Source organism: Paenibacillus kribbensis (genome assembly GCF_002240415.1).
Classification (GTDB): Bacteria; Bacillota; Bacilli; order Paenibacillales; family Paenibacillaceae; genus Paenibacillus; species Paenibacillus kribbensis.
In genome coordinates this window covers 4,551,224-4,568,091 of sequence record NZ_CP020028.1, presented here as the reverse complement: position 1 = coordinate 4,568,091, position 16,868 = coordinate 4,551,224, and the positions used below count along the sequence as shown (strand labels likewise).

The following is a 16,868-nucleotide window of genomic DNA, read 5'->3' as shown; positions in this document are numbered from 1 at the left end:
CTTTACAGGTTTTATACAATAATAAAAATCCGAGGGCGGTGGCGATCGGAAGAACAATCTGCACGCGCAGCGCCTACCAACCGCAAGAAAGCTTCTCATACGCCCTAACTAACTTATTCCCATTAAAATCAGCGAGCACAACATAAGCCCCACCCCGCACCCCGAGGTATACACCTTGAGGTAGCGAAGCATGGACATTTTCCAAGCCGATAGAGCTTCATCGGAACGCAAGCGTTCGTTTTCCGCCTGTAGTGCCTTGGATTGGCGGATGAACAGCTGTCTGATGTCGGCAAATCCCCGCAGGAAAAGGGTGAGAAAGCCGCTTTGCAGGACGTGGAAGATCGCACCGATCACCAAGCCGAGCAAGCCCAACAGGAATAGCAGGTTGGCAGTAGCCATCGCTTCACGACCATTCATGAGCTGGGGTGAGGCGTACATAAAACCCAAGGTGCCGACGATCAGAGCAGTGATCCCGAAACGTAAAATCATTATTTTTCGACCCGTTTCGCAAAGCGCAGATCCGGGTTCGAACGAGCATCGAACACAATGCCTTGAATTTTAGGACTGATTAACGCTGTGTCCGCAGAGAACTGGATCGGAATAATCGGCAGATCCTCCATCAATACGTCTTCCGCCTGATGAAGCTGCTCGAAGCGCTTGGCCGGATCAAGCTCATAGGTTGAGGATTCAATCAGCTTGTCATACTCCGGATTGCTCCAGTTGGTAAAGTTGTTCGAATTTTTGGAAGTATAATGTCCCAATACGCCGAGTGGATCCAGGAAGTTGCCTTCCCAGCCCATACGGGCAATCTGGAAGTTCTTTTGCTTAAAGGTGTCAATGTACGTTTTCCATTCCTGATTTTCCAGTGCGACTTCAACGCCCAGGTTTGTTTTCAGCATTTCCTGAATCGCTTCGGCTACTTTTTTGTGCTTGTCCGATGTGTTGTACTTGAAGGTGATCGGTGGCAGCTTGGTCAAACCTTCTTCTTTCAGGCCTTCGGCCAGCAATTGTTTCGCTTTCGCAGCGTCGAATTCATAGTATTTCTTCGGAGCTTCATCACGGAAGTCCTTGCCGGATGGCGTTGTTGTTCCGTATGGAACGTATCCGTAAGCGGGAGTTTCGCCACCCTTGGTGACACTGGTCGCCAGTGCTTCGCGGTCAATCGCATAAGCGATGGCCTGTCTGATTTTTTTATTGTCAAAAGGCTTTTGTTTTACGTTAAAAGAATACGTGTACACACTGAAAGATGGGTGTGACAGGAATTCCTTATTGCCTTTTTCCTGATCCAAGGTATCCACTGGAAGGCTCAAAATCAGGTCCAGATCGCCTGTTTTGTACATTTGATAATAGGTTGTGGAGTCTTGAACCATTTTAAAGTTGATGGTTGCCATCGTAATGGCGTCCTTGTTCCAATATTGATCGTTTTTCGTCAGCGTAATTTGCTCATTATGCTTCCAGTCCTTGGCTACATACGCGCCGTTGCCGACAATTGTACCCGCTTCTGCTGCCCATTTGTCGCTTTTCTCAACCACGGCTTGGTTGACTGGCAGATAGGCATGACCCACGGCGATGGTTGGGAAGAAGCTCAGCGGTGATTTCAGCTCAACCACCAGGGTTTTGTCATCCTTGGCTGTAACACCTACGTCTTCGATTTTACCTTTGCCTGTGTTGTAGGCTTCGGCTCCTTTGATGTAGTACAGGGCGGAAGGATCGTAGGCAGCTGTTTTTGGATTCAGTACCCGCTTCCAGGAGTATTCAAAGTCCTTGGCTGTCAGCGGGTCGCCGTTCGACCATTTGGCACCGTCGCGGATGGTGAAGGTGTATGTTTTGCCGTCAGGAGATACGTCAACTTTGCTGGCAGCACCTTCTACGATTTTGCCGGCTTTGTCGTATGTATACAGCCCTTCGTACAAGTTATCAATAACAAAATAGGACGTTGTATCGGACGCGAAAGCAGGGTCCAGCGTGTAAGGCTCGCCACCTGCCAGATTGGCTGTAATTTCTTGCGGGATATCTGCTTGAGACGCAGCGGACGGATCGTTGCTGGCTGCTTTGTCCGCAGTACCGGAGCATCCGGCCAAAGCCGTTACGGCCAAAAGTAAGATGATAGTCATCCAATGCATTTTTTTCATCGTGGTTTTCCTCCATTACTATAATTAGTTATGCAAAAGGGGTAGTTATCTAAAAAATAAGATGTATTCTCTTGGGATTCATTCCTCCTCCCTTCCGGCAGGTATGCCGCGTGTGCGCACTTCCATAAAGGAACTGCCGTTTGTTCTGCACTCAGGCGAGAAACAGCGGATCATGTTACACCCCTCCTTGTCCATTGGTATATCCCTGTTTCTAGTGCTGCGAACGCGGATCAAGCGCATCCTGAAGCCCGTCTCCAAGCGTATTGAACGCCAGCATGGTGAGCGAGATCATCAACCCCGGAAAGAATAGGCGCCACCATTGACCACTTAAAATAACGCCAAGTGAATCGTTAGCCATCGTCCCCCAGCTGGCGGAAGGAGACTGAATCCCCAGACCAAGAAAACTGAGGAACGATTCGGCAAAAATAGCCGATGGAATGGTGAACGTCAGGTTCACGATAATAATGGCCGCTGCATTTGGCAGCAAATGCCTGAAAATAATGCGCGAATGAGACGTCCCCAAGCTACGGGCAGCCAGCACATATTCCTGCTGCTTGAGCTGCAAAATTTGTCCGCGAACCACACGCGCCATCCCGACCCATCCGGTAATGGACAAAGCAATAATCATCGTGAGCAGTCCCGGCTTCATAATGACGAGCAGCAAGATGATGATCAGCAGATAAGGGATGCTGTATAAAACTTCAATAATACGCATCAGAATGCTGTCGATCCGGTCGCCCGTTTTACCGTGTCCCGCACAATAGCCGGCAACACAGCCCACGAGAATGCCCAGCACCAAATCAATGGCGGCAGCGGCAAAGCCGATCATGAGTGAAATTCTGGCCCCGGCCCATGTCCGTGCCCACACATCACGTCCCAGATCATCCGTGCCAAACCAGTGCTCCCCGGAAGGAGGCAGGTTTGTCTTCAATAAAGACTGGTCGCTGGGCGCATAAGGAACCATGGAAGGGCCGCAAATCGCTAGCGCTATGATGATGATCAGCAAGGAAAGTCCCAGCAGGGAAAGCTTATTGTTGAGAAGTCTGCGAAGCCGATTCCGCCAAGGTGATTCTTGGGGTCTGGTCCACGTGGGGACGGACATCTGGCTGCGGTCTACGGGACTGAACAGGCTGTCCCTTTCGACGGTAGGTGCTGCTTTCATGTTAATCTCCTTTGCTGACTAATTTGATTCTTGGATCGACAAGACGATAGGATATATCAATTAGAAATAACGTAACGACCAGAATCGCACTGTAGAAAATGGTCGTACCCATAATGACCGGGTAATCCCGGTTAAAGATGCTGTCTACAAAATATTTACCGATGCCGGGAATGGCGAATATTTTCTCAACGACAAAGGTTCCTGTAATGACGGAAGCAAATAGCGGTCCGATAAAGGACAGCACGGGGATCAACGCATTGCGCAATCCGTGACGAATGACAACAGCCCAAGAGGAAAGCCCCTTCGCTTTGGCGGTACGTATGTACTCCTGGTGCATGACTTCCAGCATGCTCGTCCGCATAAAACGGGCGATAACGGCAAGAGGTGAAACGGCGAGAGCCAGCGACGGAAGCACGGTATGCTGCCAGGTGCCCCATGAGGCGACTGGAAGCAGGTGCCATTTGACGGCGACATATTTGATCAACAGCGGCGCCAAAATGAAGCTGGGCACGGAAATACCAATAATCGCGATAAACATCGAGATATAATCCAGTGGTCGATTATGATGCAAGGCAGCCAGCGTTCCGAGCGAAATGCCCGCAATAATCGCAACCACGATGGATTGAATACCGAGGAGTGCAGAAGGTGGAAAACCTCTGGCAATGAGCATATTGACGTCCGTCGTTTTCGACTGAATAGATGGGCCCATATCCAGCACCAGCAGATTTTTGAGATACAGCACATACTGCACTGCGAGCGGCTTGTCCAGATTGTACCTGGCGCGCATATTTTGCAGCACCGCTTCTGGAATGGTTTTGGAATCGTTCGAGAACGGATCACCCGGAATGATGTGCATGATGATGAACGTTAAAGTGACGATAATCCACAACGTAACAAGCATCGTAAAAAGACGTTTTAAAATGTACATGGGGCTTTATTTCTCCTGTCTTTCTTGCTGATTTCCTTACTGATTTTTTTACTGCGGATGCAGTATTTTAAAATAAACAAATGTATATAAGAATACTAGGAAATGATAAAACGGATAAGGTGACATGTCAAGGTAAGGTTTTACATTATAGAACATTGGTCAAATTTTCGTCACAGGTTTTCCATTTTTATAAGGCTAACATTCCGCTTATTCCTCTCGACGAGTATCTTGCGGTATGTTATGATGATACTCTGATAACGTGTTAACGAACTAAAGCGTTTGCCGCCTGTTTTTGGATACGGGGGTCACCATTGTTGGAGGGGAAAAAGATGAGAAAAGCAGCCATGTTTACGATGATGATTGGATTGATTATGATCGTGCTGGCCGGATGTTCCGGTGGTAAGGATAGCAGCAAGTTGATTATTGGAATTGACGATAAATTTGCGCCGATGGGCTTTAGAGATGAAAATAACGAATTGACCGGCTTTGATATAGACTACGCGAAGGCGGCTGGGGAACAGATGGGCAAACAGGTGGAATTTCAGCCGATTGACTGGTCTTCCAAAGAATCTGAGCTGAATAGCGGACGTATTGATCTGATCTGGAATGGATACACCATTACCGATGAGCGCAAGCAAAAAGTGCTGTTCACGAAGCCATATCTGAAAAATAGCCAGGTCATTGTCGTTCCGGCTGCTTCCAGTATTACCAAGCTGGCCGATCTGGCGGGCAAAACCGTGGGTCTTCAAACGTTGTCCTCGGCAGCTGATGCACTGGACGCAAACCCGATCAAAAGCAAATTGAAGCAAGTATCCGAGTTCCCGGATAACGTTCTCGCTTTGACGGACCTGAAAACAGGACGTCTGGATGCGGTTGTCATTGATGAGGTTGTTGCCAAGTATTATATGTCCAAGGAACAAGGCACGTATAAGCTGCTTGATGAATCGCTGGCTCCTGAGGAATACGGCATCGGTGTGAAAAAAGGGAATGAAGAGCTGTTGACGCAGCTGCAATCCGCTCTGGATGAGCTGCACAAAAATGGAAAGGCGGCTGAAATTTCGAAAAAATGGTTCGGTGAAGATAAAGTATTGAACTAAGGGTTTAGGAGTCGAAGGTCATGAGTATGGAATATATTTTGCGAATTATGAAGCCTATGCTTGAAGGGGCGCAGATGACGGTTATTTTATTTTTCATCACGCTCATTTTGTCTATTCCGCTGGGTTTTATCGTTACGTTGCTGGCGAAAAGCCGGATTAAGCCTATTGCCTGGCTGATGCATACGTACATTTATGTTATACGCGGCACGCCGCTTTTGCTGCAATTATTGTTCTTTTGTTTTGGTCTGCCGATGTTGCCTGTCATTGGGGAGTATCTGGTACTGGATCGGACAACGGCTGCGGTGCTGGCATTTGTGCTGAATTATGCGGCTTATTTTGCTGAAATTTTCCGAGGCGGGATGCTGTCGATTGATAAAGGTCAATATGAGGCTTCGCAGGTGCTGGGCCTGAGCAAATCACAGACGTTGATCAGAGTCATAGTGCCGCAAATGGTGCGAATTGCTTTACCTGCGGTCACCAATGAGGCGACAACGCTGGTGAAGGATACGGCGCTGCTGTATGCGGTGGCGGTACCGGAGCTGTTGCATTTTGCGAATACGGCTGTAAACCGTGATTTTACGATTGTGCCTTATGTTGTAGCGGCGATTATTTATTTGTTGTTAGCTTTGGTGCTGACGCTATTCTTCAGGGCGCTGGAAAAACGTTTTAAATTTGAGTAAAAGGAATGTCGGGATATGAACACTAACGCAATAGAAGTAACCGATTTGAAAAAATCGTTCGGCAAGCTCGACGTTCTGAAAAGAGTGAGCTTTAACGTTAAGGCGGGCGAGGTTGTAGCCGTCATCGGTCCATCAGGTTCAGGCAAAAGTACCATGCTGCGCAGCCTGGTGCATCTGGAGGATGTGACGGGCGGGACGATCCGTATTCATGATAAAGCACTGGTGCAAAATGGTCAGTACGCCCCGGCAGGCGATATTAAGAGCATTACCACCGGGATGGGCATGGTGTTCCAGCATTTTAATCTGTTTCCTCATTTGACAGTGCAGGATAATCTGGAGCTCGCTCCGAAGCTGGTCAAAAAGATAAGCAAGGCCGAGCTGCGCCGCCAAAGCGCTGAACTGTTGGCTAAAGTCGGCTTGGCGGATAAAGCCGATGAGTATCCGTCACGATTGTCGGGGGGACAGAAGCAACGGGTGGCAATTGCCCGGGCAATGATGATGAATCCCGACATTTTGCTGTTCGACGAGCCGACCTCGGCCCTTGACCCCGAGCTGACAGGTGAGGTGCTGCGGGTCATCAAAAAGCTGGCTGAGGAGCATATGACGATGGTCATCGTGACCCACGAGATGAATTTTGCGCGAGATGTGGCGGATCGCGTCATTTTTATGGACAACGGAGAAATTGCAGAATCTGGTACACCAGAGCAGATTTTTGGCAATCCGCAGCTGGAGCGGACAAAGACATTTTTGAATCGGGTGGAGGCTTAAAAGCATATTTGCTTGTTTGGGGGTGTGTTGGGGAGGCGCTACGCGTGCAGATTGTTCTTCCGAACGCTCCGCCCTTCCTACCATCCAGCTTACCCTGCCGCGCTCAGGATGAAGACACGGTGAAGCTACCCAAGAGGGGTGACGCTGTTGTCAGCAGAAAATAAAGTATTAGACTGAGCCTAGAAATTGAAACAGCGACAGCCAAGGACGAGAAAATAAAGTCCTAGACTGTCGCTGTTTATTGAACTTACGTGCTCCGTTAGCACGGATTCATTCTGATGCTCTATACTGCAGTCACGATAATTGGTTGATTCTTTGTAATGATAATGGTGTGCTCATGTTGTGCCACAAAGCTATTGTCGGGTACACATAAAGTCCATCCGTCCGCTCGCTCAACGGCATACCCTGCACCTGTAGATAAAAAGGGCTCAATTGTAATGACCAAACCCTCTTTCAATACCCGTTTATCGTGCTTATTATAAACGGGTAGAATATCTTGTGGGGTCTCGTGCAGAGATTTTCCAATACCGTGGCTACACAGATTCTTAATGACATTATAGCCGCCTTTTTTAGCCTCGATTTCAATAATCCTTCCGATTTCGTTCAATTTTACTCCATGCTTAAGTGAAGAGATTACTTTCATCATTGTATTGTGTGTATATTGGCACAGACGCATTAATGATGGCTCGTATGGAGGTATCAGAAAAGAATGTCCCGCATCCGCATAATAGCCTCCCAATTCTGCCGAAACATCGATGTTTACTAAATCGCCCGGTTGAATGATTCGATTTCCCGGTATTCCGTGGGCAACGTCGTGGTTAACACTAATACAAGTGTTGCCAGGGAAATTGTAAGTTGTCTTAGGTGCTGGCACAGCCCCATGCCTTTTCAAAAACTGTCCTCCAATATCATCCAATTCCTTTGTCGTAATTCCGACACGTGCGTGACGTTTCATTTCACTAATCGTTAATGCAACGATTTTGCCAATTTCCTTCAGACCATCAATATCGTTTTGTGATCCTATTGTCATAAAGGCTCCTCCATATTTCCAGATTGATTTATTATAACACAATATTGGATATTCCATTATTCTGCCCGTTTAGCTTAATGAAGCATCGAGATTTGAATTATTTTTAAATTTCTCCATCATCTTTCTTATGGTTTATTACCAGCAACCAATTCTTTTTCCCCGCTAAATACTTCAATCATCGTCATTACCCCCGTTCGGTACCCGTGGATGAACGCTGCTGCGGAGTGCAGGGAAGTTGACTCGCTTAATAAATCAAACATGACTTCAATTTGCTCAAAATCGACTGCTGGTAATTTATTTTTCAGCATCTCCATATATTCGCTTATTTTTTGATTCACTTTTTGAGACTCAGGGTCGGTTGACTTTATTTGTTCACTAGGACGCCAATTCCCATAATACAGATCCTCCAAAATCATTTTCATCAAGCCCCCTATGAATACTGTTGTGTTAAGTTCTTGTCCTCACGTAAATCTATCACCCAAACAAAGTTTACTACATATGGAAGCTACATATTGATATTTATGCGTTATTCGCATAAAACTTTTTTTAGTATACAAGCTGAGTTAGAAATGTACATAAGGTGCCACTACGCGGTCGGATGGTGCTTCCCATCGCTGTTGCGCCCGGATTTCTTAATCAAGCTAAGAAGGTTGAAATCCGGGCACAAAGGCGAACGCTATCGCTTGTACAGCACCATTCCGTCCACTCCGTTCTTATTCAACTTGGTGCTGACTTCTTAAATATCTCACAAACGACCTACTCTCGATATGAAAATGGGAACCTGGACGTTCCAAGTGTTGTCTTAATCAAATTGGCAGATTTCCACAAGGTGAGTATCGACTTTATTCTTGGTCAGACAGATAATACTGAACGTTGTACAGGCAAAAAGAATAGCATGCCAAATAAAGCTCTTTGATGACCACAGGAGCTTTATTTTAATATTTGTTATATGCTTCATTGGAAAATATTTAACTTTAATAAAACGAATTTAGGAGAATCTGCTGTTCCAATTGAGAGTTTTTGCATATTTACCAAAAACTCACTCAGACTGATTTTTGACGTATTTCCCAAAGGGAATAGAGACACAGCGGCACACTTAGACTAGAAATATAGTCTTAAGTTGCCGCTGTAATATTTTAACTATCGTATCCGTTAGTTTAACAATGATATGAATCGATTACTTCGATGTTGCATCCTAGATAGGTATAAGATAAGCCGCAAACCTTGTTTAAGACGTGAATAATCGAATATTAGTCTTGTCCTTTTCAGACATAGAAGCCTCTAAAACAGAACTAACTTCCGTAATTATATTGGTAGTAAATTTCTCCCCACGTGTAGTCAGAACGACGTAAAAACCTCTCTTATCTTCTTCATACACAACTCGTTCTACAGGTTGAAATGCATGGTTTTCCAGTCTGATGATCAGACGAGAAAGAGCACTTTGGCTTAAACCAATCATGTTTGATGCAGTGGATAGACGAAGTTTTTTGTCTTCGGATTGATAAAGAAACATAAGCAAATAAAACTCTTTCAAGCTGAATTGGTATCTTTCCTGAAGTATATGGTTTAAAGCATTATTGATCCGATCATGGTATTTAGAAAAATTGACCCAGTCATTAATCAGAAATTCTGATTCACTCAAGTTTATCGTCCTTTCAATACTATATGTTGTTTCATCTTCACATATAGTATTGCCTTAACTTAAGCTGATGTCAAAAGATCATCTCTTTACCACCAGATTAGCCATTAAAGCCTTTTTAAAGAAAACTGTAGCTTCTTCAATATCTGGTACTGTTACTCCAATATGGTCATTCCTCGTGTAATGTTTGTCATACCTGTAACATCCACTTTGATAAATATTTCATTAGTTTCCGTATTTTTCTAAATCGCATGCACATAGTTTCAAACAAGACTATCCTTAACGAATTCCTCTTGCATATTGAAGGGGAGGTTCTACTTTGTCTGTTGTCGCCTTGATTGCATGTAATGCCCAATAGGGATCATTCAACATTCCTCTCGCCACTGCGACAAGATCTGCATCTTCATTTGCAAGGGTTGCTTGAGCGAGTGAAGCATTATCAAGTTTCCCAACAGCAATAACAGGAAGGCCAAGTCGATCTTTAAAAATTCTTGCAAAGGGTACCTGATAACCTGGCGTGTTTAAGGGCTTCAATTTTCCTGGTATCCCTTCACCTCCGCTGGAAATATGGAAAATGTCTACACCTGCTTCTTTAAATTTCTCTCCCATTTTCAGGGCATGTTCAATGTCGTACCCACCATCGATGTATTCAATTGCAGAGAGTCTCATGATCAATGGCATATGCTTAGGAATGACGCTTTTCACAGCTTGGATGACCTCAACACCAAATTTAGATAAGTCTTTGCCATAAGCATCTTCCCTGAGATTAATACTTGGTGACATAAACTGATGAAGCAAATATCCATGTGCTCCATGAAGTTCGATGGTATCAAACCCTGCTTCTACTGCACGTCTGGCTGCGTCCTTAAATTGACTAACTACTCGATCAATCTCTTCAATCGTTAAGGCCCGAGGAAGTTTCAATTCTCCGTATTTTGACTCTTCAGGAAGCGCCCCACCTTGAACAGCAGATGGCCCTACAGGTTCAATTGCATCCTCTGCTTTTCTGCCAGCATGCCCAATTTGTATGCCTATCTTAGCTCCATGCTTTTGGACTTCAGAAACGAGACGTTGATAGGCTGGAATCTGTTCATCGGACCACAAACCGAGATCCCCATCCGTTATTCGTCCGTCAGGGTTTACTCCTGTCATCTCTACAATAATTAATCCTGTCCCACCAACAGCTCTGGAAGCGTAATGCACAAAATGCCAATCATTCGGTACGCCGTCTTTGAGGTCAACAGAAAATTGACACATCGGAGCCATGACAATTCGATTTTTGAGTTCTAGATCTTTAAGTTTGAATGGTGTAGATAAACTATTCATATAGAAACCTCCTCAAAAAATAATTTGTATGCACATGCAAATTATATTGCTCGAATTTTATCTTTGTCAATTAGTCGATAATTGGAAGATTCTTGAACTCCTGTTTTGCATCAGAAAAGAACCGAAATCTATTTCAGATTCGGTCTTAACATAGGCCAAATTAAACTATGCTGCCAGTAAGCGTAACGATCGATCCTCGATAAATGCTTTTCTTCCTCAATCCTTTTGTTTTAATAAATTTTTCTCAACCAAGGTCTTGATAACGGTAAGTCTAAAACTTTATTTTTTCGGAACACATAACCGTGTTGTGGTACTTACCGTCGGACAGAATTTTGTCCTTTTTTAATATACCTTCGATCTCATAGTACGAACGGGCAGATTAGCTCATTTGACCTAGAGGAGAGGTACATTCATGCGGTATCATGAATTTTATATCGGACAACGATTTAGAACCAAGTCTTTAACATTAACAAAAGAGGATATTACCAGATTTGCAGCGGAGTTTGACCCACAATATATGCATTTGGATGAAGATAAAGCAACGCAGGGAAGATTTAATGGAATCATAGCATCAGGAATTCAAACGCTGGCAGTTTCATTCAAGCTTTGGGTTGAAACGGTTAGTTATGGTGATGATGTCATTGCTGGAACTGCTATGAACAATATTAGATTTATAAAACCCGTGTACCCGGGAGATGAATTACATACGATGGTGGAGGTAACTGCCCTTAGAGAGAAACTGGATGAAACAGGAATAGTTACTGTTATGCTGACGACTTTCAATGACAAGGATGAGAAAGTATTTGAAGGTGAATTGTCCGTTTTAGTTCATAAATAAGGTGTATTCGAACAGTAAATATAGAATCTACAGAAGAGAGCCTCCTAATATTAAGTTGATTAGAGAACACTTGTTCTTTATAATGGTTTTAAGGTGAGGACTACCTGCTGGCGGTAAACTAAATGTTTGATTCCACTTACGATGCGCTTTGAGCGCTAAAGGTTGCTTTTGAAAATAGATTTATGACTTAGCCGAGAACACTCGTGATTTCAATCATGAGATGAATCGGTTTCGGACAGTCGTATCTTTTGATACGTCAATAGTCCGACATATGTTAACTTTGTAATTAACGAAAACACTGATATTGAAGGGTAATAGATTGAACTTTTTAACATATGTTATCCTAGGATTGAAAGGGTTCCCCAGTTAAAAAAGAAGCTATAGGAAGGTGATTTTCAAAATTAGAAAGTGAGGTGAAATCATATGTTAGTAAACAAAGCATACAAATTCCGTCTCTATCCAACCAAGGAGCAGGAAATGCTGATTCATAAGACCATCGGTTGTAGTCGTTTTGTGTTCAACCACTTCTTGTCGAAGTGGAACGATACGTACAAAGCAACAGGCAAAGGATTATCGTACGGAGTATGTTCTTCTGAACTGCCGAATCTGAAAAAAGAATGGCCCTGGCTTAAAGAAGTAGATAGCATCGCCATACAGTCGTCCGTAAAAAATCTTGCTGATGCATACTCACGATTTTTCAAGAAACAAAACGATGCACCCCGTTTCAAGTCAAAGAAGAACAAGGTTCAGTCCTATACAACGAAATACACCAACGGGAACATTGCGATTGACGGAAACAAAATCAAACTCCCGAAGCTGGGACTTGTTCGTTTTGCAAAATCAAGAGAGGTGAAAGGTCGTATCCTATCGGCTGCAATCAGACACAATCCTTCTGGCAAATACTTTGTATCGTTGTTGGTAGAAACAGATGTACAATTATGGCCAAAAACAAACCAGGAAGTCGGGATTGACGTTGGGTTAAAGGATTTTGCTATTCTATCTAACGGTGAAGTGTTTGAAAATCCCAAATTCCTACGGAATATGGAACAAAAACTCATTCGTGAGCAACGGATCTTGTCCAGACGTGTGAAAGGCTCGGCTAACTGGAACCAACAGCGAATGAAGGTTGCTCGAATCCATGAACGGATTGCCAGTGCAAGAACAGATTACTTGCAAAAGATTTCAACGCATATTGTCAAAAACCACGACTTCATTGCAATTGAAGATTTGCAAGTATCTAACATGATGAAAAACCACAAACTGGCCAAAGCGATTAGTGAAGTGTCTTGGTATGAATTTAGAACCATGCTCGAATATAAAGCCAACTGGTTTGGGCGTACTGTCATTGCAGTAGGCAAAACATTTGCTTCTTCTCAGCTTTGTTCGTGTTGTGGATACCAAAACAAAGAAGTAAAGAATCTGAACCTGCGTGAATGGACATGCCCATCATGCGAAACTGCCCATGACAGAGATGTAAATGCAAGTAAAAACATCCTTGCCGAAGGCAAAAGATTACGATCTGCCTAATGCAGTAACCGTAGGAACTACGGGGATAGCCTACTTAATTAGAAACCGATAGGTTTCCGTACTTAGGAATCTAGTGGCTTTAGCCATGAGAGGTTCAAGGAGGAAGTTAGATGACTAAAGAGGAAATAATCAATTATTGTCTCACTTATCCCGACGTTTATAAAGACTATCCCTTTGACGAAAAATGGACTGTAATACGTCATAAGGATAATAAAAAAATATTTGCGATGCTTTACAAGAATGATGGCCACCTTTGCATCAACCTCAAATGTGAGCCGAATCGAGCCGATTTCCTGCGCAGCATATTAAGTTAAGCCGGGATATCATATGAATAAAGTGCATTGGAATACCGTTATTTTAGATGGCAACATGCAAGAGGATGATCTTTTTGATATGGTGCAACATAGCTTTCAACTGACGAAACCGAAGAAGAAGAAAGAAAGGACATAATTCCCCCATTTTCTTATCGTATATGCGTGAGAAACTACGTGTTTCAATACTATAATCACCTAATGTTGTTCTTAATTAGTTGATGTGAGTACGCTCTACAAATGTTCAAATATCTTTTAAACTCCCTCGAAATGATCATAAATTTCTTGGTTTCACAGTGTCCGTTTGTATGATCTGTTCGAACCTCGATGTATCTATTAATGCGTCCCCTTGCTCTCTATCTAAATTTTCTGTTTCTCCATCAATCTGTAATCTTAATTCAGATCAATCTGCCGCATCTTTGTTGATTGCCGATCAAACGGTATAATGTAGTCCCCGTAAAGGAAAACCATATGCACCAATTCCGCTATACATATGACGTCAAAATATTGAATGGCGGTGCTGATATATGCAGAGGCCTATCAAAAAATTTGAGGAAAAGCGAAAAGATAGCCATTGAATGACCATCTTATCGCCTTATCATTAATTTGACAGTTTAGTTGGATCAACCCCTAGAGGGAATGTTTCTTCAAAGCGATTCTTTCTTTCGTAAAAGTCATACCAAACTTCTACAATGTGATCAGGATTACCTACAGTACCCGGCTGTATAAAGGTTTTATGTACCGATTTATGCCAACATCATCCTTGAAGCCGGTTACTTATGGGCTTCTGGGAAAATATCATTTGACAAAGAGACAATAGCCAAGAAAGTCTCATTATTAGTATTAGGAGGACAACAGCCTTCCGAGAAATTAGTTTCGCTAACGAGGAACGATAGTTAAATATAAAGGGTTCAATATATTAGTCATGACTAATATGTTGAACCCTTTGTTCTATCTGACTTAAATTTAGATTTTGGTAATATAGTGAAATAAAGTATAAAGTTGGCAAGATATCTATTCCATGTTTTTCGATATGACGATTTTTCCCCGTTTCGGAAGCTCTTCGCTTTTGCGGTACGCCTGAAACAGGCCTTGAGCAGTAAAGGGATAGGTCTTATCGATGTGGATATTTAGCTTGTTCTTTTGTATATGGTGAACAATGGCTTCAAAATCGGCACGGTTAGGTCTTGCCTGAAAGAAACGTGCGTCAATGCCCCGGACCTTTGGATATTGATTGATCGCAAATGCTACTACTGAAATATAGGTGCCGGCATCCTTGATGACCGAGTAGTTTTTATCTCCGATATCTCCCGGTAGCCCGGTACCGAAGGTGGATGGGTCCATAGCGGAATCCAGCACGATATCGACAGGCTCGGTTATTTTGGTGGCAAAGTCGACTTTCGTGTAGTCGAACACCTCGTCCGCACCGAGTCCTTTGACGAAATCATGGTTATAGTCCCTCGCAGTTGCGATAACATATGCTCCATGTTGCTTGGCCAACTGGATCGCCGCATGTCCCACGCCTCCGGCCCCGGCATGAATCAGAATGCGCTCTCCCGGTTGCAGACGGCCATGCTCGAACAGCGCTTGCCAAGCTGTCAGGGCAACTGTAGGCACGGCGCCTGCCTCTTCGAAGGAAAGACTCTGCGGAATAACGACAAGATGATCTTCCTCCACCGCAACATAGTCCATGTAGGAACCCATCGGAACCATACCCATGACACGATCCCTCGGCTTGAAATGACGCACTTTTTCACCAACCTCTTTTACGATGCCAGCTACATCAATACCAAGGACAAGCGGCAATTGAGCCGGAAATTTATCGGCCATCGGGCTCTGAAGAATCGCACCGCTGCGCAATTGAATATCTGCGGGATTGATGGAAGAGGCGCGCATTTCGATGAGAACCTGTGTGTCGGTGAGTGGAGGAACTGGTATCTCCAGTTCCTCCAGCGCTTCGGGGACTCCAAAGCTTGTCAAAGCAATAGCTTTCATGATTCTACCTCCTCGTAAATTGAACATACGTTGAATTTTCAACATGTGTTTTATATAGTGAATGTATCAGGCTGGCAGATGGTATTCAATGGTTAAAACAAGCTCGGTTGTTGATTTTTCAACAGAGGGGCTCGATATGTTCATTTTGCATGGGATAAAGGGGAGAACAGTATGGACAGGCGTATTCAAAAATCGAGGCAAGCGATTATGAATGCTTTTATGAAGCTGATGTCGGAAAAGGACTTCGAGAGCATAACGATCAACCAAATTGCGGAGGAAGCGAATGTCAATCGAGGAACAGTGTATTTGCATTTCGCTGACAAGTACGATCTGCGCGATCAATGCATGGAAGCTCAAATAAACCAGTTGCTGCGCAGTTGTATGTCTGAAGAAGGCTTGGTTCATCTCACTTCCAAAACCGCGTTGCAGCGCACGTTTGAATATTTGGAGCAGCATGCTTCTTTCTATTCTAAAATGCTGACGAGCAAGGGAAGCGCGGTTTTCCGAACCCAAATGGAGACAATGTTGCGGCAAAGTCTGAGCGAGCATTTGGATTCGATCAATCTCGATCGGGAGTTGAACAGGGACATTACGGTGCAATTTTTAATTTCAGCAGGTGTGGGTTTATTGGAATGGTGGATTACCCGTTCGATGCCGTATCCGGTATCGGTCATGGTTGAACAATTTTGGAATTTGCTAAATCGAATTCAATTGCAATTGTTCGAAGAAAATAGCGTTTTAAAATTAGAAAAATAAAGTAATAGACAGTGGAAATAAAAGCTCTAAATTGGTAACGACCTTCAACTAACGGGAGACGTTAGTTCAATACAACAGCGGCAGTCTAAGACTTTATTGTCCGGTCCTAGTCCGTCGCTGTTTCATTTTCCGGTTCAGTCTAAATATGTAGTAATCCCAATTGTTTTAAGTTTTTTTATTTTAGGTCTTAATAAGTTACTCTTCCTGCTCCTTTTTCTGTACCAATCAAGAAGCTGCAAGCCTTCTTGCTACTCCGTCCTTTGCAGTCCTCCTACTGCCCCAATTCCCTAAAAAGGGCGATGACTTTACGGCGGTTGGTCAGCGGAGCGGGCAGAATTGTTCTGGAGAAGCGGAGCGTTCGGTTAAAAGCTTTCCGAAGGAAAGCTCGCATCGTAAGCATAAGCTGCCCCCGGATTTCGCCCTTGATCATAGGCTTTAATTTCAGAAATCCGGGGATAACAGCGATCGGAAGAACAATCTGCACGCGCAGCGCTCACTCCCCCGCCGTAACTCATCCCACGATTAGGTTGAAATCCTATATAAATCGGTTGAAAATGTTGATTTTACCAATGTACAAGGCTTTGTACAATAGAGTTGTAGCGCTTACATTTCCAAGGAGGTTGCGGCGAAATGAAGAGACTTCAGGTGATTGGCAAGCAAATAAGAACTCCAAAATCCA

General features: G+C 43.9%; 17 protein-coding genes and 2 pseudogenes. 8 read left to right on the top strand and 11 right to left on the bottom strand.

Annotated features, from left to right (window positions below; all coding sequences use genetic code 11):
* Nucleotides 1-108: 108 nt before the first annotated feature.
* The 4 genes from B4V02_RS20325 to B4V02_RS20310 all read right to left on the bottom strand — a co-directional run bounded on the left by B4V02_RS20325 (nt 109) and on the right by B4V02_RS20310 (nt 4,222).
* Nucleotides 109-489, bottom strand: a complete 381-nt coding sequence (locus B4V02_RS20325; protein ID WP_094156164.1) for a DUF3899 domain-containing protein — start codon at nt 487-489, stop codon at nt 109-111.
* On the bottom strand, nt 489-2,132 hold the full coding sequence (locus B4V02_RS20320) for a peptide ABC transporter substrate-binding protein (protein WP_094156163.1): 1,644 nt from the start codon (nt 2,130-2,132) through the stop codon (nt 489-491). The genes B4V02_RS20325 and B4V02_RS20320 overlap by 1 nt, the downstream gene beginning before the upstream one ends.
* 211 nt (nt 2,133-2,343) lie before the next feature.
* The gene (locus tag B4V02_RS20315) at nt 2,344-3,294 is read right to left on the bottom strand and encodes an ABC transporter permease (RefSeq protein ID WP_094156162.1); all 951 of its coding nucleotides are present in this window, start codon (nt 3,292-3,294) and stop codon (nt 2,344-2,346) included.
* 1 nt (nt 3,295) lies between these two features.
* Nucleotides 3,296-4,222, bottom strand: a complete 927-nt coding sequence (locus B4V02_RS20310; RefSeq protein ID WP_094156161.1) for an ABC transporter permease — start codon at nt 4,220-4,222, stop codon at nt 3,296-3,298.
* A gap of 329 nt (nt 4,223-4,551) precedes the next feature.
* On the opposite strand from B4V02_RS20310, the gene B4V02_RS20305 reads away from it, so the two are divergent.
* Genes B4V02_RS20305 through B4V02_RS20295 form a run of 3 tightly spaced genes read left to right on the top strand, consistent with a single transcriptional unit; the run spans nt 4,552 to nt 6,767 of the window.
* On the top strand, nt 4,552-5,319 hold the full coding sequence (locus tag B4V02_RS20305; RefSeq protein ID WP_007428999.1) for an amino acid ABC transporter substrate-binding protein: 768 nt from the start codon (nt 4,552-4,554) through the stop codon (nt 5,317-5,319).
* A 20-nt stretch (nt 5,320-5,339) separates the two neighbouring features.
* The gene (locus B4V02_RS20300) at nt 5,340-5,999 is read left to right on the top strand and encodes an amino acid ABC transporter permease (protein ID WP_094156160.1); all 660 of its coding nucleotides are present in this window, start codon (nt 5,340-5,342) and stop codon (nt 5,997-5,999) included.
* A 15-nt stretch (nt 6,000-6,014) separates the two neighbouring features.
* The gene (locus B4V02_RS20295) at nt 6,015-6,767 is read left to right on the top strand and encodes an amino acid ABC transporter ATP-binding protein (protein ID WP_094156159.1); all 753 of its coding nucleotides are present in this window, start codon (nt 6,015-6,017) and stop codon (nt 6,765-6,767) included.
* Between the two features lie 283 nt (nt 6,768-7,050).
* Here B4V02_RS20295 and map read toward each other — a convergent pair whose 3' ends face one another.
* Nucleotides 7,051-7,797 (bottom strand): type I methionyl aminopeptidase, encoded by a 747-nt coding sequence (map, locus tag B4V02_RS20290; protein WP_094156158.1) that lies wholly within the window; start codon nt 7,795-7,797, stop codon nt 7,051-7,053.
* A 125-nt stretch (nt 7,798-7,922) separates the two neighbouring features.
* Nucleotides 7,923-8,219, bottom strand: coding sequence for a DUF6809 family protein (locus B4V02_RS20285; RefSeq protein ID WP_425270776.1), 297 nt, complete (start codon nt 8,217-8,219; stop codon nt 7,923-7,925).
* 293 nt (nt 8,220-8,512) lie between these two features.
* Between B4V02_RS20285 and B4V02_RS20280 the strand changes: the two genes are divergently transcribed.
* Nucleotides 8,513-8,713, top strand: coding sequence for a helix-turn-helix domain-containing protein (locus B4V02_RS20280; RefSeq protein ID WP_094157050.1), 201 nt, complete (start codon nt 8,513-8,515; stop codon nt 8,711-8,713).
* 312 nt (nt 8,714-9,025) lie between these two features.
* Here the strand turns inward: B4V02_RS20280 and B4V02_RS20275 are convergent, their stop codons facing one another.
* Nucleotides 9,026-9,439 (bottom strand): MarR family winged helix-turn-helix transcriptional regulator, encoded by a 414-nt coding sequence (locus tag B4V02_RS20275; RefSeq protein WP_010346642.1) that lies wholly within the window; start codon nt 9,437-9,439, stop codon nt 9,026-9,028.
* 276 nt (nt 9,440-9,715) lie between these two features.
* Nucleotides 9,716-10,762 carry an NADH:flavin oxidoreductase/NADH oxidase gene (locus B4V02_RS20270; RefSeq protein ID WP_094156156.1) on the bottom strand — a complete coding sequence of 349 codons (1,047 nt, stop codon included), beginning with the start codon at nt 10,760-10,762 and terminating at the stop codon, nt 9,716-9,718.
* Between the two features lie 412 nt (nt 10,763-11,174).
* On the opposite strand from B4V02_RS20270, the gene B4V02_RS20265 reads away from it, so the two are divergent.
* The 3 genes and pseudogenes from B4V02_RS20265 to B4V02_RS20255 all read left to right on the top strand — a co-directional run bounded on the left by B4V02_RS20265 (nt 11,175) and on the right by B4V02_RS20255 (nt 13,577).
* On the top strand, nt 11,175-11,600 hold the full coding sequence (locus B4V02_RS20265) for a MaoC family dehydratase (RefSeq protein ID WP_094156155.1): 426 nt from the start codon (nt 11,175-11,177) through the stop codon (nt 11,598-11,600).
* 423 nt (nt 11,601-12,023) lie between these two features.
* Nucleotides 12,024-13,127 carry an IS200/IS605 family element RNA-guided endonuclease TnpB gene (gene tnpB / locus B4V02_RS20260; protein WP_094156154.1) on the top strand — a complete coding sequence of 368 codons (1,104 nt, stop codon included), beginning with the start codon at nt 12,024-12,026 and terminating at the stop codon, nt 13,125-13,127.
* A gap of 110 nt (nt 13,128-13,237) precedes the next feature.
* A pseudogene (locus tag B4V02_RS20255) lies at nt 13,238-13,577 on the top strand (MmcQ/YjbR family DNA-binding protein).
* A gap of 138 nt (nt 13,578-13,715) precedes the next feature.
* Here the strand turns inward: B4V02_RS20255 and B4V02_RS26775 are convergent.
* Both B4V02_RS26775 and B4V02_RS20250 read right to left on the bottom strand, forming a co-directional pair.
* Nucleotides 13,716-13,865: pseudogene (locus B4V02_RS26775) on the bottom strand (GNAT family N-acetyltransferase); the annotation flags it as partial.
* A gap of 587 nt (nt 13,866-14,452) precedes the next feature.
* Nucleotides 14,453-15,433: an NADP-dependent oxidoreductase gene (locus B4V02_RS20250; RefSeq protein ID WP_094156153.1), complete on the bottom strand. Its 981-nt coding sequence runs from the start codon at nt 15,431-15,433 to the stop codon at nt 14,453-14,455.
* Nucleotides 15,434-15,604: 171 nt separating this feature from the next.
* On the opposite strand from B4V02_RS20250, the gene B4V02_RS20245 reads away from it, so the two are divergent.
* Nucleotides 15,605-16,189: a TetR/AcrR family transcriptional regulator gene (locus B4V02_RS20245; RefSeq protein ID WP_094156152.1), complete on the top strand. Its 585-nt coding sequence runs from the start codon at nt 15,605-15,607 to the stop codon at nt 16,187-16,189.
* Between the two features lie 271 nt (nt 16,190-16,460).
* Here B4V02_RS20245 and B4V02_RS20240 read toward each other — a convergent pair whose 3' ends face one another.
* The gene (locus tag B4V02_RS20240) at nt 16,461-16,673 is read right to left on the bottom strand and encodes a hypothetical protein (RefSeq protein ID WP_094156151.1); all 213 of its coding nucleotides are present in this window, start codon (nt 16,671-16,673) and stop codon (nt 16,461-16,463) included.
* Nucleotides 16,674-16,868: the final 195 nt, after the last annotated feature.